The organism is Nocardiopsis akebiae (assembly GCF_018316795.1).
GTDB lineage: Bacteria > Actinomycetota > Actinomycetes > Streptosporangiales > Streptosporangiaceae > Nocardiopsis > Nocardiopsis dassonvillei.
Window position 1 is genome coordinate 3,258,862 of record NZ_CP074132.1, and the last position, 22,558, is coordinate 3,281,419.

General features: G+C 71.8%; 22 protein-coding genes. 9 read left to right on the plus strand and 13 right to left on the minus strand.

The window, feature by feature from the left end; translation table 11 throughout:
- Nucleotides 1-2: 2 nt before the first annotated feature.
- The 7 genes from KGD83_RS13975 to KGD83_RS14005 form a co-directional block, all read right to left on the minus strand.
- Nucleotides 3-740 (minus strand): hypothetical protein, encoded by a 738-nt coding sequence (locus KGD83_RS13975; protein ID WP_212644169.1) that lies wholly within the window; start codon nucleotides 738-740, stop codon nucleotides 3-5.
- Nucleotides 741-917: 177 nt separating this feature from the next.
- A complete protein-coding gene (locus tag KGD83_RS13980) occupies nucleotides 918-5,252 on the minus strand; it encodes a ThuA domain-containing protein (RefSeq protein WP_212644170.1) in 4,335 nt (1,444 codons plus the stop codon).
- 864 nt (nucleotides 5,253-6,116) lie between these two features.
- On the minus strand, nucleotides 6,117-6,950 hold the full coding sequence (locus KGD83_RS13985; RefSeq protein WP_212644171.1) for an ABC transporter ATP-binding protein: 834 nt from the start codon (nucleotides 6,948-6,950) through the stop codon (nucleotides 6,117-6,119).
- Nucleotides 6,947-7,981 carry a FecCD family ABC transporter permease gene (locus KGD83_RS13990; RefSeq protein ID WP_212644172.1) on the minus strand — a complete coding sequence of 345 codons (1,035 nt, stop codon included), beginning with the start codon at nucleotides 7,979-7,981 and terminating at the stop codon, nucleotides 6,947-6,949. The genes KGD83_RS13985 and KGD83_RS13990 overlap by 4 nt, the downstream gene beginning before the upstream one ends.
- Nucleotides 7,978-9,021 carry a FecCD family ABC transporter permease gene (locus KGD83_RS13995; protein WP_212644173.1) on the minus strand — a complete coding sequence of 348 codons (1,044 nt, stop codon included), beginning with the start codon at nucleotides 9,019-9,021 and terminating at the stop codon, nucleotides 7,978-7,980. The genes KGD83_RS13990 and KGD83_RS13995 overlap by 4 nt, the downstream gene beginning before the upstream one ends.
- On the minus strand, nucleotides 9,021-10,058 hold the full coding sequence (locus tag KGD83_RS14000) for an iron-siderophore ABC transporter substrate-binding protein (RefSeq protein ID WP_212644174.1): 1,038 nt from the start codon (nucleotides 10,056-10,058) through the stop codon (nucleotides 9,021-9,023). Before KGD83_RS14000 ends, KGD83_RS13995 begins: the two co-directional genes overlap by 1 nt.
- Before the next feature lie 371 nt (nucleotides 10,059-10,429).
- On the minus strand, nucleotides 10,430-11,251 hold the full coding sequence (locus KGD83_RS14005; RefSeq protein WP_212644175.1) for a helix-turn-helix domain-containing protein: 822 nt from the start codon (nucleotides 11,249-11,251) through the stop codon (nucleotides 10,430-10,432).
- A gap of 100 nt (nucleotides 11,252-11,351) precedes the next feature.
- On the opposite strand from KGD83_RS14005, the gene KGD83_RS14010 reads away from it, so the two are divergent.
- Nucleotides 11,352-11,570, plus strand: a complete 219-nt coding sequence (locus KGD83_RS14010; protein ID WP_212644652.1) for a hypothetical protein — start codon at nucleotides 11,352-11,354, stop codon at nucleotides 11,568-11,570.
- A 193-nt stretch (nucleotides 11,571-11,763) separates the two neighbouring features.
- Here KGD83_RS14010 and KGD83_RS14015 read toward each other — a convergent pair whose 3' ends face one another.
- Nucleotides 11,764-12,105, minus strand: coding sequence for a hypothetical protein (locus tag KGD83_RS14015; RefSeq protein WP_212644176.1), 342 nt, complete (start codon nucleotides 12,103-12,105; stop codon nucleotides 11,764-11,766).
- Between the two features lie 98 nt (nucleotides 12,106-12,203).
- Here KGD83_RS14015 and KGD83_RS14020 point away from each other — a divergent pair, with 98 nt between their 5' ends.
- The gene (locus tag KGD83_RS14020; RefSeq protein ID WP_212644177.1) at nucleotides 12,204-12,974 is read left to right on the plus strand and encodes a helix-turn-helix domain-containing protein; all 771 of its coding nucleotides are present in this window, start codon (nucleotides 12,204-12,206) and stop codon (nucleotides 12,972-12,974) included.
- Nucleotides 12,971-13,153, plus strand: a complete 183-nt coding sequence (locus KGD83_RS14025; RefSeq protein ID WP_013153337.1) for a DUF397 domain-containing protein — start codon at nucleotides 12,971-12,973, stop codon at nucleotides 13,151-13,153. The genes KGD83_RS14020 and KGD83_RS14025 overlap by 4 nt, the downstream gene beginning before the upstream one ends.
- 106 nt (nucleotides 13,154-13,259) lie before the next feature.
- Here the strand turns inward: KGD83_RS14025 and KGD83_RS14030 are convergent, their stop codons facing one another.
- The 3 genes from KGD83_RS14030 to KGD83_RS14040 all read right to left on the minus strand — a co-directional run bounded on the left by KGD83_RS14030 (nucleotide 13,260) and on the right by KGD83_RS14040 (nucleotide 15,428).
- Complete coding sequence (locus KGD83_RS14030) at nucleotides 13,260-13,589, minus strand: DUF3140 domain-containing protein (RefSeq protein WP_212644178.1); 330 nt, start codon at nucleotides 13,587-13,589, stop codon at nucleotides 13,260-13,262.
- A gap of 89 nt (nucleotides 13,590-13,678) precedes the next feature.
- Entirely contained in the window at nucleotides 13,679-14,272 is a 594-nt protein-coding gene (locus tag KGD83_RS14035) for a hypothetical protein (protein WP_212644179.1), read from the minus strand.
- Between the two features lie 106 nt (nucleotides 14,273-14,378).
- On the minus strand, nucleotides 14,379-15,428 hold the full coding sequence (locus KGD83_RS14040) for a LacI family DNA-binding transcriptional regulator (protein ID WP_212644180.1): 1,050 nt from the start codon (nucleotides 15,426-15,428) through the stop codon (nucleotides 14,379-14,381).
- 273 nt (nucleotides 15,429-15,701) lie between these two features.
- Between KGD83_RS14040 and KGD83_RS14045 the strand changes: the two genes are divergently transcribed.
- From KGD83_RS14045 to KGD83_RS14065, 5 genes are all read left to right on the plus strand, one after another.
- Nucleotides 15,702-17,219 carry a sugar ABC transporter ATP-binding protein gene (locus KGD83_RS14045; RefSeq protein ID WP_212644181.1) on the plus strand — a complete coding sequence of 506 codons (1,518 nt, stop codon included), beginning with the start codon at nucleotides 15,702-15,704 and terminating at the stop codon, nucleotides 17,217-17,219.
- Entirely contained in the window at nucleotides 17,216-18,244 is a 1,029-nt protein-coding gene (locus tag KGD83_RS14050) for an ABC transporter permease (protein WP_212644182.1), read from the plus strand. Before KGD83_RS14045 ends, KGD83_RS14050 begins: the two co-directional genes overlap by 4 nt.
- A complete protein-coding gene (locus KGD83_RS14055) occupies nucleotides 18,228-19,349 on the plus strand; it encodes an ABC transporter permease (RefSeq protein ID WP_212644183.1) in 1,122 nt (373 codons plus the stop codon). Before KGD83_RS14050 ends, KGD83_RS14055 begins: the two co-directional genes overlap by 17 nt.
- Complete coding sequence (gene rhaS / locus KGD83_RS14060; RefSeq protein WP_212644184.1) at nucleotides 19,346-20,413, plus strand: rhamnose ABC transporter substrate-binding protein; 1,068 nt, start codon at nucleotides 19,346-19,348, stop codon at nucleotides 20,411-20,413. Before KGD83_RS14055 ends, rhaS begins: the two co-directional genes overlap by 4 nt.
- A gap of 244 nt (nucleotides 20,414-20,657) precedes the next feature.
- On the plus strand, nucleotides 20,658-20,975 hold the full coding sequence (locus tag KGD83_RS14065; protein ID WP_212644185.1) for an L-rhamnose mutarotase: 318 nt from the start codon (nucleotides 20,658-20,660) through the stop codon (nucleotides 20,973-20,975).
- 23 nt (nucleotides 20,976-20,998) lie between these two features.
- Here the strand turns inward: KGD83_RS14065 and KGD83_RS14070 are convergent, their stop codons facing one another.
- Nucleotides 20,999-21,634: a hypothetical protein gene (locus tag KGD83_RS14070; RefSeq protein WP_212644419.1), complete on the minus strand. Its 636-nt coding sequence runs from the start codon at nucleotides 21,632-21,634 to the stop codon at nucleotides 20,999-21,001.
- Nucleotides 21,635-21,691: 57 nt separating this feature from the next.
- Between KGD83_RS14070 and KGD83_RS14075 the strand changes: the two genes are divergently transcribed.
- Nucleotides 21,692-21,985 carry a hypothetical protein gene (locus tag KGD83_RS14075; protein ID WP_212644420.1) on the plus strand — a complete coding sequence of 98 codons (294 nt, stop codon included), beginning with the start codon at nucleotides 21,692-21,694 and terminating at the stop codon, nucleotides 21,983-21,985.
- A gap of 158 nt (nucleotides 21,986-22,143) precedes the next feature.
- Here KGD83_RS14075 and KGD83_RS28630 read toward each other — a convergent pair whose 3' ends face one another.
- Entirely contained in the window at nucleotides 22,144-22,326 is a 183-nt protein-coding gene (locus tag KGD83_RS28630) for a hypothetical protein (RefSeq protein WP_249352362.1), read from the minus strand.
- Between the last annotated feature and the right edge of the window lie 232 nt (nucleotides 22,327-22,558).

A 22,558-nucleotide genomic window follows, 5' to 3' on the forward strand; every position in this document is an offset into this window, starting at 1 on the left:
GGTCACTGGTCGCCGCTGTCGGCGCCGCCCTCCGCGGGTGCGCCGCCCTCGCCGGGCGCGGCCCCGTCGGGTCCCAGGGCGCCGCTGCCGGGCGCCGAGGGCAGGTACAGGTGGACGTGGCCGTGGCCGGACTCGACGCTGACCATGTCCAGTTGGGTGGCCGCCACCGACCAGCCGCGCACCGCCTGGGTACGCAGGTCTCCGGCGAGTTCGAGCAGCTCCGCCCGCTGTCCGTCCTGGGCGCGCTCGGCGTTGGAGTAGGCGACGACCGCCGACCCCAGCAGGTCCACGGCGTTGGACAGCCCCGCGTGCGCGACGTTGTGGCCGCTGCTGCCGGAGGGGGCGTCCTCGAAGTGGGCCGCCGCCTCCTGGACGGTCTCCAGCCAGGAGTCGACCTCCCCCGCGTCGGGGGTCTCCCCGGCGGGGGTGGAGCCGTCGGGCGGCACGGCCGCGTCCAGGCCCTCCACCACGGGCACCAACTGCTCGTGCGCGGCGGTGGTGCGCTCGACGAGCTGGTCGACCTGCGCGCGGTCGCGCTGCTGCGCGGAGGCCTGGAGTTCGGCGACGCGCGCCGGGTCGGGGGCGGTGTGGTCGTCACCTGTGAAGGTGAGGACGAGGACGCCGACGAGGGCGGCGACCACCAGGAGGGATCCGGCGGTCAGCCACCAGGTGAGCCTGGGCGGGGGAGCCTGCGTCCCGCGGGACGGGTCGGGGGAGGAGGGGGCCTTCTTGGCGGACACCGTGACACCTTCTTCTCGTCGTACCTGGGGGCCGGACGCCGCGACGTCGCGCTCCTCTCCGGCGGGGCGCCACCGCGGGGGGCGGCGGGGCCGGCCGCGACCGGCCCCGCCGTGGTCACGGGACCCCCGGCGGACGCCGTCCCCACCGGGGGGCGGGCGCGCGCCGGAGGCGTCCCGTCACTCGTCGTCGATGAGCGGACGCAGCCTGTCGGCCAGCTCCAGCAGCTCCTCCCTGGCGGCCTCGTCGGCCACCGCCTCGGCCACCCCGACGAACCGGTCCAGGGCGAGCGTGGCCTGCCCGTTCCGCCCGACGTTCAGGTGGTGTTCGGCCAGCTCCAGCTGCGGGGTCAGCCGGCGCGCCTCGGACACGGTCAGCGCGCCGTCGGCCTCCAGGGCGTCGACGCGCTCCTGGACCTCGGCGAACGTGACCGGTTCGACCGCGTCCAGCTCCTGGACCCGGACGTCGCGGAAGAGCACCCGGTCGGCGTCGCCGTGGTTCTGCAACCCGATGTGGCCCGAGGACAGGTCACGCGCCGGGTCGGTGCTCTCGAACTCGTTCACCAGCTCCCCGTTGATCCACACGCGGATCATCGGGTCGGCCACATCGATCTCCATCTCGTTCCACTCGCCGACCCGCGCGGGGTGGGAGTCGGCCGCCTGGAAGTCGTAGACGGCGCCGGTCTGGTGGATCGGGTCGCCGTCGGGCGCCCCGTAGCCGTCGATCTGGATCTCGTAGCCCTCGTCGACGGCCACCCAGGGGTCGTTCCCGGGATCGGGGAAGCCGACGAAGACACCGGAGTTGTCCGTCTCCTCGGAGGCGAGGAAGTCCAGCTTCAGCCGGTAGGACTCCAGCTCCGTCTCGTGCCAGAGCAGCCCCATGCCGCCCTGGGTCTCCAAGGCGCAGCCCTCGCCGTCGTCGACGACGCCGAACCCGCCCGGGCCCGCCATGGCCCATCCGTCGAGCGTTCGGCCGTCCCACAGGGGGGTGTAGCCGTCCTCGGCCCCGGCCGGGGCGCACTCGGGCGGCTCGGTGCCGCCCGCCTCGACCGTGATGGTGGCGGTTTCGGAGGCTCCGGTGCTGCCGTCGCCGTCCGTGGCCACGGCGCTGACCTCGTACTCGCCCGCGGCGGCCCCCTGCCAGGCGGCCGTGTAGGGGCCCTCGGTCACCGTGGCGACGACCTCCCCGCCCACGAGGAAGTCCACCTTCTCCACACCGGCCTCGGAGTGGTCGGTGACCTCGGCGGAGAGGGGGACGTCCTCGCCCTCCTCGAAGACCGCGCCGTCCTGCGGGCTGGTCAGCTCGGTCTGGGGACCGTGCTCGCCGTGGCCGTCCAGGACCGCCTCGAAGTAGTTGACGTTGAACAGGCCGTCCTCGACGGCGGGGCCCTCACCGTCGTAGACCAGGTACAGCGTGAAGGTCTCCCCGGGGTCGGTGACGTCCATGGTCACGTCGGTCCACTCCTGCCAACCGCCGGTGGAGGGTACGTCGACGCTGCCGATCAGTTCGCCGTCGGGGGCGTTGACGCGCGCCTCGATGGTTCCGCCCGTCCCCGCGGAGGCGACCCGGAACTCCATCTGCTCGACGCCGAACAGGTTGGTCGTGTCGTAGGCCGTCCAGTCGCCGTGGCCGATGTGGCTGACGTTGACCAGGCCGCCCTCGGCGTCCGTGGTGGGTTCGGTCCGGACCCCCTCGCTGGCGGTGAAGTGCTGGGCCTGCGTGCGGGCGGGCTTGAGGGTGACGCCGTCGCTTCCGGTGAGGCCGGGCGCCCCGTCCCCGCCGGAGTCGGTGTACTCGGCCTCCAGCACCCAGAAGATGTTCATGTCGTGCCCGTGGCCGCCGTCGACCTCGGTGACGCTGACGTCCTCGCAGCTGTCGTACTGGGTCCACGGGTGGGCGTGCCGGTCGTGGCCGAGCGAGGCCGTGACCGCGACGTCGCCGCACTCGATGCCCTCGCCCACGGAGCCGTCCTCGGCGTCGGCCACGTCCACGCTGAAGGGGATCTGGTCGCCCCAGTGGAAGAACTGGCCGTCCCGCGGGGTCTGGAAGGAGACCTCGGGCGCGGTGTTGCCCGCGGTGACCGTCGTGGTGGCGGTGCCCGTGCGGCCCTCGGAGTCGGTGACGGTCAGCACGACGGTGTACTGGCCCGCCTCCTCGAAGGTGTGGGCGGGCGAGACCTCGGTCGAGGTCTGGCCGTCGCCGAAGGACCACGCGTACTCCATGGGCAGGCCGCCGGGATGGCTGGAGCCCTCCGCGGAGAACTCCACCTCCAGCGGGGCCGGCCCCGAGGTCGTGGAGGCGCTGATGTCGGCGACCGGGGTGCTCCCGCCGCCGGTGTAGTCGATGCGCGACAGCGCCGAGTCGTCGGCCCCGCCGAAGTAGCCGGACCCGTACTCCAGCACGTACAGGGAGCCGTCCGGGCCGAACTCCATGTCCATGGGGTTGGCCAGGGCGATGTTCGGCACGGTCTCGGTGATGTCCAGGACCCGGCCGTCGTCGCCCAGGTGCACCTGCTTGATCCAGTCGCGGTCCCACTCGTAGAACAGCGGGATGCCGTCGTAGTACTCGGGCCACTTGGTGTCCGACTCCAGTTCGGGGTCGAACCGGTAGGCCGGGCCGCCCATCGGGGCGCCGCCGCCCGTGCCCAGCTGCGGGAACTCCTCCGACTCCTCGTAGCTGTACCAGATCGAGGCGGGGGTGACGGGGGGCAGTTCCGCCAGGCCGGTGTTGCGCGGGGAGTCGTTCACCGGCGCGGAGCAGTCGAACTCCTCGCCGGAGGTTCCCGTCGTGAAGTCGTAGTCGACGAACGCGCTGTTGTCGCCGATGCAGTAGGGCCAGCCGATGTTGGCGGGCTCGGTGATGGCGTGCCAGGAGACCGTGTTCTGCGGTCCCCGTTCGGGGTCGGGTTCGTTGGAGTCGGGCCCGTAGTCGCCCAGGTAGACGGTCCCGTCCTCCTCGTCCACCGTGAACCGGAACGGGTTGCGCAGGCCCATGGCGTAGATCTCGGGCCGGGTCTGCTCGCCGCTGTACTCCTCCGGCGGGAAGAGGTTGCCCTCGGGGATCTCGTAGCCGCCGTCGTCGGTGGGCGTGATCCGCAGCAGCTTGCCGCGCAGGTCGTTGGTGTTGGCCGAGCTGCGCTGGGCGTCGAAGGCGGGGTTGCGCGACTCGCGCTCGTCGATGGGCGTGAAGCCGTCCGACCCGAACGCGCTGGTGTCGTCGCCAGTGGCCAGGTACAGGTTGCCCTCGGAGTCGAAGTCGATGTGGCCGCCGACGTGGCAGCACATGCCCCGGTCGGTCCCGACCTCCAGCAGGACCTGCTCGCTGTCCAGGTCCAGGGCGGGGGTCTCCCCGTCGGTGAACTGGAAGCGGGAGAGGTTGTTGTGGCCCTCGTAGGGCTCGAAGTCCTCCGGTGCGCCGTCCGCGGGAGCCTCACCGGCGGGGACGCCCTCGATCACGGGCGCGTAGTACAGGTACACCCACCCGTTCTCCTCGAAGTCCGGGTCCAGGGCGACGCCCTGCAGCCCGTCCTCGTCGTGGTTGTACACCGGGACCCGGGCGATCAGCTCGGTGGTGTGGGTCTCGGGGGACCACAGCCGCACGTCGCCGCCGCGGGTGATGTGCATCACGCGGCCGTCGGGCAGGACCGCCAGGCCCATGGGCTCGCCCACGGAGTCCTCGCCCTGCGCGAGGGTGACCTTCTCGAAGTTGTCCCACTGCGTGGCGCCGCAGTCGCCCTCGGCGGTCCCGGCCGCCCACCGCAGCCCGCCGAGCAGGTGCTGGGTGAACTCCGGTTCGGAGTAGGACTCGACGGTGTGGCCGCCGCCGGTGTACCAGGACCGGCCGCCGTCGTAGGCCTGACACCAGGCGATCGGGTGGTCCCACCCCATCTGGCCCCCGGGTTCGACCTGGTCGGCGTAGGAGTCCTCGTCGAGTCCGGCCAGGACGTGCACGTCTCCGCGCGGGGACAGGTCGAAGTCGTACCACTCGTCGTGGCGCTCCCAGCTGGCCGGGAGGTGCTCGGTGGAGGGGTGGACCCTGTCGTTGACCACCACCTGGGCGTCCTGCGTGCCAGGCGGGTGGCTGGCGAAGTAGCCGCCGACGAGGTCGCCGTACCACTCCCAGTCGTAGTGGGTGTCGGAGGCGGAGTGGACGCCGACGAAGCCGCCGCCGCCCTGGACGTAGCGCTCGAAGGCGCCCTGCTCCTCCTCGTTGAGCACGTCGCCGGTGGTGGAGAGCCAGATCACCGCGTCGTAGGCGGCCAGCTCCTCGTCGTTGAACACCGAGGAGTCCTCGGTGTGCGCGGTCTGGAAGCCGTGTTCCTCGCCGAGCGCCTCGATGAGCGCGACGCCGTGGGGGATCGAGTCGTGCCGGAAGCCGGTGGTCTTGGAGAAGATCAGCGTGTTGAACGCGTCCTCGCCGGTCTCGTCGGCGTACGCGACCGGTGCGGTCAGCGTGAGCGCCATGGCGACGCCCGACGCGAGCGCGCCGAGTGTCACCAGAGGTCTCTTCTTCATACGGAACCTCACCTGGGGGGTGGGAGTGAATCGATGAGTCCGTGCGGCGTGCCGGCGCCGACGGCAGGGGCGGCCCGGTGGTCGTGCGGCCCGGCGGGGGCCGAGCGGCTGCGACCGGTGGGCTGACGGGGAGTTCCTGCTATCAGGTGCGGGAAGCGGGGGTGCCGCCTCATCGGTCTCAGCCCATACCGGCTCCTTTCCTCGCTGGCGCTGCCGGAGGCGGACGACGCGGTGGTCGGGGATCGGGGCCGCCCGGCCCGTCAGCGCTCCGTCCACGTCTCGGAGGGGGAGGCCCGGCGGGTCGCCGCCGCCGGACTTCACTTGGTGCGGGCGGGGCAGCTCTTCGTAACCGGGAGAGGCCATGCCGACGGTCCGAAGACGCCACATCGCCCAACCCTTGTGACCTGCCTCACCTGCTGCCTCGAACCGTACGCCGGGCTTATGTCGATCGTCAAGCAGAAGTTGTCGGTGCAGGTGGCAATAGCTGGAGTCCGGTCATCCAATAGGCCCGGGTCCGCAGGCGGCCCGGGCGGGTGCTTTTCCCGAGGTCGTGGGCACGATCGGCAGCACGCCTTGGACGCCCGGTGTTCACCCGGTGTACGGGGGGTTCCGAGGGGGACACCGGTGGAGGCCGGTGCCGGCCGGTACATCCTCGCGTCAGCGCCGCGCGGTCGGCGTCCGGGAGGGGCCCGGGCCGGGACGGACAAGATTCGGGTGCACACACAGCCGCGCCCCCGCCCGGAGGGGCGGGGGCGCGGGGGATCCGCGTGTGGACCGCGAGGCACGCGAGCCGCGTGGGCACTGTGAGGTGCGCGGCGCCTCCGCGACCGGGCACGCGACACCGGCCTCAGGGCGGCGGAGGTATCACTCCGCCAGCTGCTCCTCCCCGCGTTCGGCCCGGGCGCTGTGGTAGCGGCCCAGGGGCAGCATGAGGGGCCTGCCCGACGTGGGGTCGGTGATCACCTCGCTGCGCAGGCCGAACACGGCGTGCACCGTCTCGGGGGTGAGCACCTCCTCGGGCGCGCCCGCCGCGTGCAACCGACCGGAGGCGAGCGCGATGAGGTGGTCGGCGTAGCGCGCGGCCAGGTTGAGGTCGTGCAGGACCAGCACGATCGTCGTCCCCAGCGAGCGGTTGAGGTCGGTCAGCAGGTCCAGCACCTCGACCTGGTGGCTGACGTCCAGGAACGTGGTCGGCTCGTCCAGCAGCAGCAGGTCCGTGCGCTGGGCCAGGGCCATCGCGATCCACACGCGCTGGCGCTGCCCGCCGGAGAGCTCGTCCACGGGCCGGTCGGCCAGGTCCACCGTCCGCGTCGCCTCCAGCGCCTCGGCCACGGCCTCGTCGTCCTCCCGGCTCCACCGCGAGAGCATCCTCTGGTGGGGGTGGCGGCCCCGCCCGACGAGGTCGCTCACGGTGATGCCCTCCGGGGCGATCGGCGACTGCGGCAGCAGCCCGAGCGTGCGCGCCAGTTCCTTGGACGGCAGGCGGTGCACCTCCTTGCCGTCCAGCAGCACGTGCCCGACCCGGGGCGCGAGCAGCCGCGACATCGAGCGCAGCAGTGTGGACTTGCCGCACGCGTTGGCGCCCACGATCGCGGTGATCCTGCCGGGCGGGACGGTCAGGTCCAGCGACTCGATGACGACGCGGTCCTTGTAGCCGAGCGTCAGGTCCTCGACGAGCAGCGAATGGGCCGTGGTCAAAGCGAGCCTCCCACGCGGTTGGTGCGGACGATCAGGTAGACGAGGTAGGGGGCGCCGAGCACGCCGGTGACGACCCCGACCGGGTAGCGGGTCCCGAAGGCGTACTGCGCGCACAGGTCGGCGACCAGGATCAGCAGCGCCCCGACCAGCGCCGAGGGCACCAGCAGCGAGCCGTTCGGCCCCACCAGGCGCGCCGCGATCGGCCCCGACAGGAAGGACACGAAGGCCACCGGCCCCGCCGCCGCGGTCGCGAAGGCGATGAGCCCCACCGCCCCGACGATCGCGACGAGCCGGGTCAGGTCCACGCGCACGCCCAGGGCCGAGGCGGTGTCGTCGCCCAGCTGGAGCGCGGACAGGTTGCCCGACTGGGACAGGAGCACGGGGGCGAGGACGACCAGCGCGACCAGCACGGGGACGGCCTGATCCCAGCTGGCGCCGTTGAGGCTGCCGGTCAGCCACCGCATCGCCTCCTGCAGGTCCCACTGGGCGGCCTGGTCCAGGATGTAGTCGGTGACGCTGGTCAGCATGGCCGCGATGCCGATGCCGACCAGGATCAGGCGCGTCCCGGCGACCCCGTCCTTGAAGGACAGCGCGTACACGGCCAGGGACACGAGCAGGCCCGCCGCGATCGCGAAGGCCGACACCCCGGCCTCGCCGAGCGAGAGCACCACGATCGCGAACACGGCCGCCGCGCTGGCCCCCGCGCTGATGCCGATGATGTCCGGGCTGGCTAGGGGGTTGCGCAGCATGGTCTGGAACGTCACGCCCGCCAGCCCGAAGCACAGCCCCGCCGCCACCGCGAGCACGGCCCGCGGCAGCCGGAGCCGCCCCACGGTGAACGAGGCGCCCGGCACGTCCTGGCCCAGGACCACCCGCACGACGTCGCCGGGCGGGTAGAAGGTCTGCCCGACCATCAGGGACAGGGCGAACACGAGGACGATCGCCACGGCCAGGGCGGCGATCACGACGCGCCGCCGGTAGGCGCGGCGCGTCCGGCCGCGCGCGACGGTCTCGACGGTGGAGGCGCTCACAGTGCACGCACCTTCTGACGGCGGACGATGTAGATGAAGAACGGTGCGCCGATCAGCGCGGTCACGATCCCCACGTCGATCTCCGCGGGGCGCGCCACGATGCGGCCGACCACGTCCGCCGCGGTCAGCAGGGCGGCGCCGGTGAGCGCCGAGAACGGGATCAGCCACCGGTGGTCCACGCCCACGAGCAGGCGGCACACGTGGGGGACGACGAGGCCGACGAAGCTGATCGGGCCCGTCACGGCGGTGCTCGCGCCGCACAGCACGACCGCGCCGGCGAAGGCCGCGCCCCGCGCGAGGGCGACGCGCTCGCCCAGGCCCGCGGCCAGCTCGTCGCCCAGGGCCAGGAGGTTGAGCGCGCGCGCCGACAGCAGGCACACGACGAATCCGGCCAGGAGGAAGGGCAGCACCTGCGAGACGCTGTCGAGGGTCCCGCCGCCCACGCCGCCGATCTGCCAGGACCGGGCCCCCTCGGCGATGTCGGCGCGCGGGAGCATGACGGCCCTGATGAAGGAGGCCAGGGCCGCGGTGGTCGCCGCCCCGGCCAGGGCGAGTTTGAGCGGTGTGGCCCCGCCCCGGCCCAAGGAGCCGATGGTGTAGACGAACACCGTGGTCAGCCCCGCGCCGACGATCGCCACCCACACGAAGCTGGTCGCGGAGGCCAGGCCGAAGTAGGCGATGCCCGCGACGACGGCGAGCGAGGCGCCCATGGTCACGCCCAGGATGCCCGGGTCGGCCAGCGGGTTGCGGGTCACGCCCTGCATGACCGCCCCCGCCACGCCCAGGGCGGCTCCGGCGAGCACGGCCAGCAGCGTGCGGGGGATGCGCTTGGCCACAGCGGCCTGGTCGAAGTTCTCGGTCGCGCCGCCGAAGGCCGCCACGACGGCCGTCCAGGGCACGTCGCGCGAGCCGACCACGACCGAGGCGAACATGAGCGCGAACAGTGCGCCCAGCACCACCAGCAGCCACAGGGCCTTGCCGCGTCTCGGGCGCCGCACGACGGCGGCGCCCGAGACGGCGGTCGAGGTGTCCGTCGCCACTACTGGGCCTCGTCAGCGGCCTCGGCGAGGAGCGACAGGTAGTCGTCCAGGACCCACGAGATCGACAGCGGGGTCGGGTTCGCGGCCGTGCCCAGCGGGTCGTCACCGGGGAGGTTGACGACGGAGCCGTTCTCCACGGCGGGCATCTGCGACAGCAGCGGGTCGCCCTCCAGGGTCCGCACCAGCTCCTCGCCGCCGTAGGTGACGATGATGTCCACGTCGTTGAACGCGTCCGCCTGCTCGGCGCTCCGGCTCAGGGAGAACTGGTCGGTCTCGGCGGAGGCGGTCGCGATGCTCTCCGGGGTCTGCAGACCCAGGTCCTCGAAGAACAGGGCGCGCGTGTCGTGCGTGGTGTAGAAGCTGACCTCGCTCAGGTCCGTGGTGTCCACGTGGGTCAGGAACATCGCGGACCGGCCCTCGAACTGCGGGTACTCCGCGACCGAGTCCTCGATCTCCTGCTCCAGGCCGGCGATCAGCTCCTCGCCCTCGGCCGCCATGCCCAGGGCCTGGCTGTTGAGCTCGATCATCTCCCGCCACGGCGTTCCCCAGGCGGTCTCGGGGTAGGCGACGACGGGGGCGATCTCGCTGAGCGTGTCGTAGTCCTCCTGGGTGAGACCGGAGTAGGCGGCCAGGATCACGTCCGGCGCGGTGTCGGCGACGGCCTCGAAGTCGATGCCGTCCGTCTCGTCGAACAGGACCGGGGTCTCCGCGCCCAGCTCGGTGAGCTTCTCCTCGACCCAGGGCAGCACGCCGTCGCCGTTGTCGTCGCCGAAGTCGGCGGAGGCCATGCCGACCGGCACGACCCCCAGGGCCAGCGGGACCTCGTGGTTGGCCCAGTTCACCGTCGCGACCCGCTCGGGCTCGGACTCGATCGTCGTCGTGCCGAGCGCGTGCTCGATGGTGACGGGGGTCCAGTCCCCGGAACCGCCGTCCTCCCCGCCGGAGGAGTCGGAGGAGCTGTCGGAGGAGCAGGCGGCGAGCGCGACGGTGAGCAGCGCGGCGCCGGAGAGCGCGGCCAGCCTTGAAACGCGGGGCATGGTTTCCTTCCCATCGTGGCCGTGGGGCCTCTGGCGGCCCTCGGGCCTCAGCCATGGCGGTGCCATGGTCCGGCTCCCGCACCGCCCCGGCGCGCACACGGGGGTGTGCGTCCGGGAGGGGACCGGTCGGGGGCGGGTCGCGTGGGGACAGGGGTCCAGGGGTGCGCGACGCCGACCCGACCGCGGCGATGCCGAGAGATTAGGTTTGCCTAACCGAATTTAGGGTGTCCTTGGTGGGTTCGCAATCGCGTAGATGCGACATCTTTTATAGCGATTCGGACAAGCGGGGTGTGGCGGGGGAGACTGGAGAGCTGGATGGGGCCTGTGTTGCCGGTCCTGTCGCGAAAGCTGAAACGCTGTCCCCGCAGGGCTCACAGGGAGCGGAAGCGTCCCGGGCTCACTCCGGTGATCCGGCGGAAGGCCGCGCCGAACGCGCTCGCCGAGTGGTAGCCCACACACACCGCCACCTCGTCGATCTCGTCCCCCCGCGCGAGCATCGTCACCGCGTGCTGCACGCGCGCGGTGGTCAGCCACTGGCTGAACCCCAGACCCGTCTCGGCGCGGAACGCACGGGTGACGGTGCGGGTGCTCACGCCCAGCCGCGCCGCCCACACGGCCAGGGTGGTGGTGTCGGCGGGGTCCTCGCGCACGGCGGCGACGATGGGGGCCAGCAGCGGCGACTCGGGGATGTGCAGGATCAGCTCGCGGCGGGCCGGGGCGAGGACGTCCAGCACCATCGCCTCGGTCCGCGAGCGCTCGTCCGCGGTGAGCCCTTGGGCGTCCAGCCGGTCGAGCAGGAGCCGCAGGAGGGGGGTGACCTCCATGGCCACGGGTTCGTCGGAGATCGAGGGCACGGCGTGGACACCGAACTGCGCGGCGCGGTGCCAGGTCCCCGCTGGGGTCCACCCGGAGTGGCGCGTCCCGGCCGGGAGCCACAGGCCGACCGTGGGGGTGATCGTCCAGACCCGCGCGCCGACGGTGGCGGAGGAGGCGCCCCGCTGGTTCCAGAGCAGTTCGTGCGTGGGGTGCGAGTGCTCCTCCCAGAGCGTGTCCCGGGGGATGATCTCGGCGCTGCCCATGACGACGAAGGGCACCTCGATCTCACCGGCGGCGTAGGACGGGAGTCTGCGGCTGTCGATCGCCTCGCGCCGCGGGGGCCCGGCGGGACGCGGTCGGGTGTCTGGTCTGACCACGTCATTCAGGTTAGGCGCAGGTGGGAGCTGCGACGGCGTCGGCCACCACCCTGCGAGGGTGCGGCCGCTTCCTGTCGCGGGCGTGTGCTTCGATGCCCGTATGAACGCACCCGAGACCGCCCTCCGCCTGCCCGAACCCGCCGCCCTGCGCGTCCTGTCCCGCAGGACGGCGCTGCTGGAGTTCCTCATCGCCCCCGACAACCGCTACCGCAAGCACGAATTCACACCCGACTGGCGGCCGGGGTGGGACCTGGCCACGATGAGCAACGGGGGAGGGGGCCTGCGGCACAATGGCCATGTCGGCGTCCTTTTTCTCTGAGGGTTTTTTAAGTGCTGGCCGTGCTCTGGGGGCGCTGATTCCGCTCGCCAGAGCTTTCGCGTGCCCGGCCGGAGGCATGTGACGGGTGGGGCGAGAGGCGCGGATAACCGAGGTGTCAGTTCTCGGATGGAACATGGAGAATGAAGGTTCCTCCAGATCTGGTGGCGATATCGCAGTTTTTGTCTTCCGGTACTCACTGCGTTCCGCGAACCTGACGGTAGGCGGAACGGTTCGGCAGCGGAGGCTGGAACCCGGCCCTGTCCTCGACCACGGATTCCACGAGGAGGTCGAGCCTGTCGCGCTGCACGTACTTCCAGGTGCCGTACCGGTCCTGGTAGCTCCAGGAGAAGTCGTCCTTGAGGCCGATGTCGACGTTGCCCAGGTAGGAGGGGCCGACGAGGGAGCGTTCGACGTCGGGGCCGTGGGTCCAGGGGAAGCGTCGCCACTCGACGGTGAAGGTCAGGCCCCGCTGGCTCTGGAAGGCGGTGATCGCGGCGGCGAACATGTCGCCGGAGGATTTCCGTGTTTCGTTCATGCCCTCAGCATCCGACTGGGGATATCTGTTCCTCCAGTGAGTGAGTTGTATCTACAAAGGGATGGCCCCAAGAGGAACGCCGAGGATAGCTTTGGGTCATGGTGCAACACGATTTCGGTGCATATCTGTCCGAAGAGCGCAATAACTCTGGCTACACCCTCCGCAAGCTTGCGGCGCTGGTGAACCTGAGCCCGTCGACCATCTCCCGATGGGAGAACAACCACGTAGTTCCGCTTCGGAGCGAAGTGGATAAAGTGGACAAAGCACTGGAGTTGCAGGGGCGGCTTGTCAGCGTGTGGGAGTTCGCGAAGGCGGAAGGGCTCCCGCAGTGGATGCACAGCGTCTCGCGACTGGAGGAGGCAGCCGAGGCGATAGACCTCATATCTCCCTTGCTGGTGCCCGGGTTGTTGCAGTCTCCGAGTTACGCGCGACTGGTGTTCGAGGAGTCGCTGATGGGACGCGAGCCGGGTGACCTTGAACGCTTGGTGGAACTGAGGTGTGGCAGGTACGAGCAGTTGCGAAAGCTCAATAACCCTCGGACCATCGCGGTCTTCCCTGTGACGGCGGTGACCTGCGTCCCTGACCGGGTTCGGAAAGAGCAGGCTTCACACCTTTTGTCCATTGCTGAAATGGGCAGGATGCGCTTCCATCTGGTCCCGGAGGACTCCATCCTGCTCGGGGTGACGTCCATGCTGCTGCTGTTCCATCTTCGTGATGGTGGGAAAGCGGCTGTGAGCGACCATGTGGACGGCGCTACCTTGTATGAGGACACGAAGGTGTACGACCGCTTGCATGGTCTGGTGAAACAAGCACTGGGTAGCGCTCTCCCCGCCACCCAGTCACGAAAGCTTCTGGAGGAGCTACGGTGAACGAGCGACGCGACTTCCACAAGTCCAGCTACAGCACGTCGGGCGGGAACTGTGTGGAGGTCAGCGAAGGCCGCGACACCCTCGTGCGGGACACCCAGAACCGGGAGCTGGGCCACCTCAGCTTCGACCGCCGCGAGTGGACCTCCCTCCTCTCCCTGCTGGCTTCGTCCCCCCGCTAGCGACAGCGTTCCCGGCGTTCCCGGCGCTCTCCCCCCGAGACGGCAAGACCCCCGTTCCGCCTCCTGGAACGGGGCCTCGCACCTACAGTCCACTCAGCGCGGCGCGTCAGCCCTTGAGCGGATCGTGCCCCCAGTTCATCAGCGAGTACCGCCACGGGGTCTCGCTCGGGTCCCCGGACGGCTTCTGCGCCAGGTGCCGGTGCACGTAACCGGTGACCTTGCGCATGTGCTCGTAGTCCTCCTCCTTCAGATCACCCTGCCAAGCGTGCAGGATGTCCACGATCCGCCGCCCCGAACGGTGGCCCTTGGACTCCCCGTCGCCCTCGCCCACGGACTTCGACTCGTCGGTCTCCAGCCACCGCTCCAGCTCCTTGGGCGTCATGTTGACCGCCTCGCCGAACTCCTGCCTCACCTGCCGCCGCTGCTTCTCGTCCATGTCCCCGCCCCGTCTCCCCGTTGTCCGTTCCCCGGCCAGCCCCCGGTGCGGCTGTGCCTCCGCCTGGGCCTGTGCCCGCGCCTGCGCGGTCAGCCCTCGGCGCGCCTGTCGAGCACGCGCAACACGGTCTTGCGGGCCTTGTGCCCGCGCTCGTGCTCGGCGGCGCTGCGGGCCTGCTTCGAGGACATCCCCCGCGCCTTCTTGGCGGCCTCGGCGGCGGGCAGCCGGTCCAGTTCGACGGACCTGCGGGCCGACTTCGCGGCCGGAGGGTTCGGCGAACGCCCCTTGCCCCGCCCGTCGTCACGGCGCTTGGTGCGCTGCGCCTGCCGCCGCTCCCGGGGACTGAGCTGCTCCCAGGCGTGGCGCGGAAGGTAGCGGTCGGTGCCCCCGGGTTCCTCGGAACCGCTGTCGCGCGCCCGCGCGTCGCCGGAGGCGGTCTGCCACTCCTCCTCGGTCCACTTCCGAAGGTCGCGCTGTTCGCCGCTCCTGCGGTCCGGGTGCCGGTAGCCGCCGCCCTGGCGTTCGTACTCCTGGGTGAGCAGCTGGCTCTTGCGCGCCGACCACTTCCCGGCGGCCCCGCCCTTGTCCGAGGCCTTGATCCGCTCCTTGAGCCTCTCCCGTAACTCCGGATCGGTGTAGTCCCTGCGGTAGTCGTCCGCGTCCTTGCCCTTGTCCTTGCCCATGTGGGCCGACTACCCCTCCCGCCGGACCGCTACAACCCTGAGCAGGGCTTTTGCCCGGGCTTTCCCACGGCCGCGAACACGGTGCCCGGGACCGAGGGAATACGGATCAGGGGCGGTACACCGCCGTCGAACCCCGCACCACCAGCTCCGGGGTGAACAGCACCCGCTCGTGGACGTGCTCGCCGTGGTTCAGCTCCGACTCCAGCAGGCGCATCGCCGCCCGGCCCAGTTCGTACTTGGGCTGGGCCACCGTGGTCAGCCCCGGGTGCACCAGGTCGGCGAAGTCCACGTTGTCGTAGCCCACCACCGACATGTCCTCGGGCACCCGCAGGCCCCGCTGGCCCAGGCCCTTCATCACACCGAGCGCGAGCTGGTCGTTGGCGCAGAACACCGCCCGCGGCCGCTGCTTCGGTCCCCCCGCCAGCACCGCGTCCACCGCCCGCTCGCCCTGCTCGGGGTTGAGCAGCGGCTGCTCGACCACCCGCACGCAGGAGTCCGGATCCAGCCCGGCCTCGGTGAAGGCGTCGCGCAGCCCCTCGTGCCTGCGCCTGACCTGCTCGATGGCGAACGGCCCGGTCAGGAAGGTCACCGTCTCGTGCCCCAGCCCGATGAGGTGCCTCCCGGCCGCCATCCCGCCCGCGTGGTTGTCCACGCTGACGCTGCACCCCACGTCCTCGGCGACGTCACCCCGGTCCAGGGCCACCCAGAAGGTCCCCTGTCGGCTCAGCCACAGAAGGTCCGACAGGTCGTCGTCCACGGGCATCACCACGGCCCCGGCCGCGCGCTGCTCGGCCAGCAGGCGAACGTTGCGCTGCTGGCGCTCGCGCTTCTCGGCGGAGTTGAGCAGGACCACGGCGAGTCCGGACCCGGCCGCCTCGTCCTCCACACCCCGTGCGACCTCGGTGAAGAACGGGTTGGTCACGTCCAGCACGAGCAGCCCCACGGACTCGCTGCGGCCCGAGCGCAGGCTGCTGCCGGAGGAGTTGCGCACGTAGTCGAGCTCGGTGATGGCCGCCTCGACCCGCAGGCGTGTGGCCTCGGCGACGCGCTCGGGGCGGTTGAGCACGTTGGACACGGTTCCGGGCGAGACCCCGGCGCGCCGGGCGACCTCGGTGATACCCACGCCGCGGCGTGCGTTGGGGGACCTGGTGGACAAGGGGCTTCTCCCGTGCGTGTGCGGAGGGCGATGCGAAGCATCGTACTCACACCCCGATTGAAACGTGTAAATCCGTTGCTCGTGGCGGAGTGCCCCCGGACTCGCGCCTGCTGGAAAGGGCTTGCCGCCAGGGAGGTCGTTATCGGGGTGAGACCTGCGAATTCTCGGTTGATCCCCTTGACGGTGTGATGTGGGGCACTTAACATCCACTTCATATTAAAACGTTTTTGCCAGTCACGGCAAACAGGCACGGCAAAGAGAAGGAGGGCGCACGTGGACCCAGCAGAGGTCCCCCCACCCCTCGCCCTGGTCGACGTCACCAAGTCCTTCGGAACCGTCCGGGCCCTGCGGGGGCTGTCCCTGGAACTGCGCTCCGGAGAGATCCACGCACTGGTGGGCGAGAACGGGGCGGGCAAGTCCACCCTGGTCAAGACCATCGCGGGGGTGCACCGACCGGACGGCGGGCGGGTGCTCGTGGACGGCAGCCCCGCGGAGTTCGCCGCGCCCGTGGACGCCCAGCGCGCCGGGGTCGCGGTCATCTACCAGGAACCCACGCTGTTCCCCGACCTGTCGGTGGCCGAGAACATCTTCGTCGGCCGCCAGCCCCGCACCCGCCTGCGCACCATCGACCGCGGCCGCATGCGCCGCGACACCCGGGAGGTCTTCGCGCGCCTGGGCGTGGACATGGACCCCGACCGCCCCGCCCGGGGGCTGTCCATCGCCGACCAGCAGCTCGTGGAGATCGCCAAGGCCCTCACCCGCCGGGCGCGGGTCCTGGTCATGGACGAGCCCACCGCCGCCCTGTCCGGGGTGGAGGCCGAGCGCCTGTTCACCGTCGCCCGCACCCTGCGCGACTCCGGCGCGGCCCTGCTGTTCATATCCCACCGCTTCGACGAGGTCTTCGCCCTGTGCGACCGCGTCACCGTGGTCCGCGACGGCGCGTTCGTCTCCTGCGATCCCACCGGCGAACTGGACGTGGACACCGTCGTGCGCCGCATGGTCGGCCGCGAGGTCAGCAGCCTCTACCCCAAGGAGGAGGCCGAACGCGGCGAGGTACTGCTGGAGGTCGGCGGCCTGACCCGCCACGGCGTGTTCGCCGACGTGTCCTTCTCGGTGCGCGCCGGGGAGATCGTCGCCCTGGCCGGGCTGGTCGGCGCCGGACGCAGCGAGGTCGTCCGCGCCGTGTTCGGAGTGGACCGCTACGACACGGGCACCGTGCGGGTGGCGGGCAGTCCGCTGGCTCCGGGGCGGCCCCGGGCCGCCATGGCCGCCGGACTGGCACTGGTCCCCGAGGACCGCCGCCAGCAGGGCCTGGTCATGGAGTCCTCCATCGAGCGCAACGCCACCGCCACCCGCCGCCGACCGCTCAGCCGCCTGGGCCTGCTGCGCCCCCGAGTCGAACGCGACTCCGCCCGCGAGTGGGGCGAGCGCCTGAACCTGAGGTTCGGCCGCCTCACCGACCCCGTCTCCACCCTCTCCGGCGGCAATCAGCAAAAAGTCGTCCTGGCCAAGTGGCTGTCCACCGAACCCCGCGTGCTCTTCGTGGACGAGCCCACACGCGGCATCGACGTGGGCACCAAGGCCGAGGTCCACCGCCTGCTGTCCGCCCTCGCGGGCCGGGGACTGGCCATCGTCATGGTCTCCAGCGAACTCCCCGAGGTGCTGGGCATGGCCGACCGGGTCCTGGTCATGCACGAGGGCCGGGTCACCGCCCACCTGGACCGCGGGGAGGCCGACGAGGAGTCGGTCATGTACGCGGCCACCGGACAGCGACCGAGCGAGGCCGCGTGACGAACACGGCCAGTACCGCCCCCGCACCCGCCTCCGTCCCCGCCGCGCGCCGCAGGCTCCAGTTCCGCGAACTCGGCGTGCTCCTGGCCGTGGTGGTCCTCGTGGCCGCCACCTGGCTGTACAACCCCGGCTTCCTGTCCAGCCAGGGCGTGCGCGACCTGTTCCTGGGCGCCACCGTCCTGTCCGTCCTCGCCGTCGGCCAGGCCCTGGTGCTCATCACCAGGAACGTCGACCTCTCGGTCGGCTCGGTCATGGGCCTGTCGGCCTTCGGCACCGGCCTGCTGTTCGTGACCTTCCCCGACCTGCCCGTGCCCGTCGCGATGCTCGCCGGGGTCGGCGTCGGCCTGGCCGCGGGACTGCTCAACGGGCTGCTGGTCACCACCGTGCGGGTGCCCGCCCTGGTCGTCACCCTGGGCACCCTGTACGCCTACCGCGGCCTCAACCACTGGTGGGCCGGGGGCGAGCAGGTCAACGCCCACGACATGCCCGACTCCTTCCTGCTCCTGGGCCGCTTCAGCGTCCTGGGGGTGCCCCTGCCCGCCGCGGTCGCCATCGTCGTGGTCGCCGTCGTGGGCTTCTACCTCGCCAGCTACCGCTCGGGCCGCGAGCTGTACGCCATCGGCTCCGACGCCGACGCCGCCCGGCTCTCCGGCATCCCCGCCGCGCGCCGCGTCACCTGGGCCTTCGCCGCCAACGGGGCCCTGGCCGGGCTGGCCGGGGTGCTCTTCGCCGCCCGCTACGGCACCGTCGACTCCACCGTGGGCACCGGCATGGAACTCCAGGTCGTCGCCGCGGCCGTGGTCGGCGGCGTGGCCATCGCGGGCGGTGTGGGCACCGTCTACGGCGCCGCGCTCGGCGCCGTCCTGCTCACCACCATCACCGCCGCCCTGCCCATCTGGCGGGTCGACCAGTTCTGGCACCAGGCGGTGGTGGGCGCGCTCATCCTGGCCGCCATCGGCTTGGACCGGCTGCTCGCGGTGCGTACCGCGCGCAGGCTTCGAGGAGGAGGTGCCCGTGGCGCCTGAACGCACCGTCACCGCCCCCGCCCCCGACCGTGTGCCCGAGGGCGCCCCGGCGCGGGGGCCCGGCGGCCCCGGCCGGATCCGGTCGCTGCTCTCGGCCCGCGAGGCGCCCGTGGTGGGCGCGCTCGTGGTCACCCTGCTGGCCGCCGGGCTGTTCGTGGACATGTTCGCCACCGCGCGCAACATCGACTTCCTGGTGCTGAGCGTGGCCGCCATCGCCCTGATGGCCCTGCCGATGACGCTCATCGTCATCACCGGCGAGATCGACCTGTCGGTGGCCAGCACCCTGGCGCTGACCAGCGCCACCCTGGGCGTGCTGTGGGAGGCCGGGGTCGCCATCGAGACGGCCCTGTGGATCTGCCTGGCCGCGGGCGCGCTGCTGGGCGCCCTCAACGGGTTCCTGGTCACGGTTTGCGGACTGCCGTCCCTGGCCGTGACCATCGGCACCATGGCCCTGTACCGGGGGCTGGCCTACGTGCTGCTCGGCGACCGCGCCGTGGCCAGCTACCCCCCGAGCTGGGTCAGCGGAGCCAGGGCGCCCTTCCTGGGCGTGGAGGGCCTGCCGTGGATCGCCGTGGCGGTCCTGGTCCTGGCCGTGCTGTTCGGGGTGCTGCTGCACGCCACCGCCGTCGGCCGCTCGCTGTTCGACATCGGCAACAACGACGAGGCCGCCCGCTTCACCGGGGTGCCGGTGCGCTGGACCAGGTTCTGGCTGTTCACGCTCAGCGGTGTGGTGGCCTCCGGAGCCGGGGTCTTCTGGACCCTGCAGTACGGCACCTCCCGCGCCGACACCGCCCTCGGCCTCGAACTCCAGGTCGTGGCCGCGGTCCTGCTCGGCGGGGTGTCCATCTTCGGCGGGGTCGGTTCGATCCCGGGCGTGCTGAGCGGCGTCGTGCTGCTGGGCGCCATCCGCAACGCCCTCCAGCTGTTCGGCATCAGCAGCGAGGTCCTGCAGATCGTCACCGGCCTCATCCTCATCGCCTCCGTCGTCACCCCCAACCTCGTGGCCCGGCTGCGCGCCAGACGCGCGTCCGGACCCAGCCCCTCCTCACCCCCGGCCGCGGCACCGTCCGCCGCGCCCGCCCCCACCAAGGGAGAACACTCATGACCCAGGGCCGCCCACGCCACCTGCTCCTGGCCGCGTCCGCGTTCGCGGTGCTGACGACCGCCGCCTGCGGCGGGGGCACCACCATCGGGGACGCCCAGGAGGAGAACCGGGCCGGGCCGACCGGCAACGCCGACCCCGACGCGCCTATCCCCGAGGGCCTCAAGATCGACTTCCTGCCCAAGCAGCTCAACAACCCCTTCTTCGAGATCGTCAACCAGGGCGGCACCGAGGCCGTCGAGGAGGTCGGCGGCACGGCCACCGAGCGCGGGGGCACCGAGGCCACGGCCGACTCCCAGGTGGAGTACGTCAACGCGGCCAGCCAGGCGGGCAGCGACGTCATCGTGATCGCCGCCAACGACCCCGACGCGGTCTGCCCCGCGCTCAACGAGGCCCGTGACAACGGCGCGGCCATCGTCGGCTACGACTCGAACGCCAACTGCACCGACGTGTTCGTCAACCAGTCCTCCACCGAGCTCATCGGCCGCACCCTGGTCGAGATGATCGCCGAGGACCTGGGCGGCGAGGGCACCTTCGCGGTGCTCTCGGCCACTCCCAACGCCACCAACCAGAACGCCTGGATAGCGGCGATGGAGGAGGTGCTGGCCGAGGAGGAGTACGCCGACCTGGAGCTGGTCGAGACCGTCTACGGCAACGACGACGACCTGGAGTCCTTCCAGGAGATGCAGGGCCTCATGCAGTCCCACCCCGACCTGGACGGCGTGGTCTCGCCGACCACCGTGGGCATCGCCGCGGCGGCCCGCTACGTCAGCGACTCCGAGTACCGGGGCGAGGTGGCCGTGACCGGCCTGGGCACGCCCAACCAGATGCGCGAGTTCGTGGACGACGGCACCGTGGGCCAGTTCGCCCTGTGGAACCCGCTCGACCTGGGCTACCTGGCCGGGTACACCGGCGCTGCGCTCAGGGCCGGGCAGATCACCGGTGCCGAGGGCGAGACCTTCACGGCCGGACGCCTGGGCGAGTTCACGTTCGAGACCGAGGGGGAGATCGTGCTCGGCCCGCCGCAGGTCTTCGACGCCGGGAACGTGGACGACTTCGACTTCTGAGCCCGTGCCCGGGTGCCGCCCCCGGGGGCGGCACCCGGGCACGGGGAGCCCTCCGCGGTCGGGCACACTCCCCGGTTCCGGAGCCGTTCCCGCGGGGGCCGAGCCTCTTCGGGGGCGTCCCGCACACGGAAACCGGGCCGGGGCGACTCCGCCCGGCCCGACGTGCCGCAATCCGTACAACTTCGTGCAGAACCGTCATGGTCTGTTGCGTCTCATCCGTATCCGTCCCACAGGAAGGACTTCCGTGCAGCGCGTCTGCTTCATCCTCAAGGTCCGCCGGGAACGCCTCGCCGAGTACCGCGAACGGCACGCCGAGGTGTGGCCGGAGATGCGCGAGGCCCTCAGCGCCACCGGCTGGCACAACTACTCGCTGTTCTGCACCGAGGAGGGCGTGGTCGTCGGCTACCTGGAGACCGAGGACTTCGAGGCCGCCCGCGCCGCTATGGCCCGGACCGAGGTCAACGCCCGCTGGCAGGCCGAGATGGCACCGTTCTTCGAGGACCTGCCCGGCAGTCCCGACGAGGGCATGGTGCCGCTGACCGAGGTCTTCCACCTCGCCTGACGGGGCCCGCCGTCCGTCCGTGGTCACTCGGCGGGCAGGTCCACGCGGATCTCCCCGCCGAGCGACGCGCCGCCCTCCAGTTCCAGGTCGTCGCCGCTCCAGAACCGCCCCGGGTCGTAGTACCCGGGCAGGCGCCCCGGGGGCAGCAGCCCCATGGCCTCGTAGGTCAGGGCGATCACCTCGGCGCAGTAGGCCGTCTCCAGCGCGCGCTCGCGCGCGCCCCGCCCGAAGGGAAGCTTGCGCAGGGGCAGGCGTCCGCGCGCCCAGCGGGCGGCCATCTGGGTGGTGGAGGGGAAGGGGGTGCCGTTGAGCCGGGCGACCGTGCGCAGGGCTGCGTCCTCCATCGCGCCGTCCGCCAGGGGGTCGAGCTGGCGCAGCCAGCCGCGCTGACCGTACTTGCGGCCCCAAACCAGGACGGCGTCGCGCAGGTCGTGCAGCTGTACGCCGCGCTGGTGCCTGCCGGTCCACACGTCGGGCAGGGACCTGCCGAGTTCGGCGTGCCACATCAGCGGCGGCAGGTCCTCGACCACGATGGACATGCCGACGTGGTTGACCGGGCTGTTGGTGGTGATCTGGATGGCGCGGTCGGCCGCGCTCGTGCCGCGGAAGACCCAGACGTCACCGGTCCGGGTGAGCTCCAGCGCCTCGTTCAGGGACATGCTCGTGTCTGCCACACCGCTAGCCTAGGGAACATGCGTTGGTGGAAGGCCCTTGGAGTGGCCGCTTTCGTGGGCGTCGCGGCGACCGGCGCGGTGATCGCGCGGGACCAGCGGCAGCGCCGTGCCTACACCCCCGAACAGGTCAGGGACCGGTTGCGCGAGCGCGTCGCCCGGGCCGAGGTCGCCGGGACGGACGGTGCGGCGGGGACGACCGGAACCGCCGTGGAATCGGGGCACGACCTCGGCGTGCCCGTGTGGCGCCGTCGGCTGACCGGGCTGGCCGCGGGGGTGCGGCGTTCCGCGGCGGCGGCCCTGGGGCTGCTGCGGGGCCGCGTCGACCGCTCGGTCTGAGGCGGCCCGGCGGGGGAGGACCGGCGTAAAGCCTCCTCCCGCGGCGGACTGGGAAAGCGTGTGGCCGGTGTGTCCCGTGTGCCGTCAGAGCGCGGCGGCCGATGGGTCCGGGCCGGCCAGGCGGGAGACGCCGGGAACGGCCAGCGGTACGAGCGTGGTCACCACAGCCCGGCCACGGCCGCGCCGACCAGCACGGGGCGCGGCCCCACGGTTGGGGCCAGGGCCCCGGCCAGCGCGTACCCGACCGGTTCCAGCGCGAAGCTGCCCACCTCGTCGACGCTGATCACGACGTTGAGCAGGTCCTGGGGGATCGCCCGTTGCGGGGCGGTGTACCAGTACACGCCCAGGAGCATGAAGCCCGTGCCGGTGGCCCCCGTGTCCCGGCGAGTGGTTTTCCGGCGGACGCGGGACGGTGACGGTGTTCTTCGCGGCCTCTCCGGCGGCGGAGGAGCCGGGTGTTCCCGCGTGTTGCGCGGGTAGGGGGCCGTGTTCCAGGGCGGGGGGAGCGTGCCCGGGACGGGGCGCGTTGTTACCCACTGGTACTACCGACTGGTAGCTTTGCCCTGTTGCGGT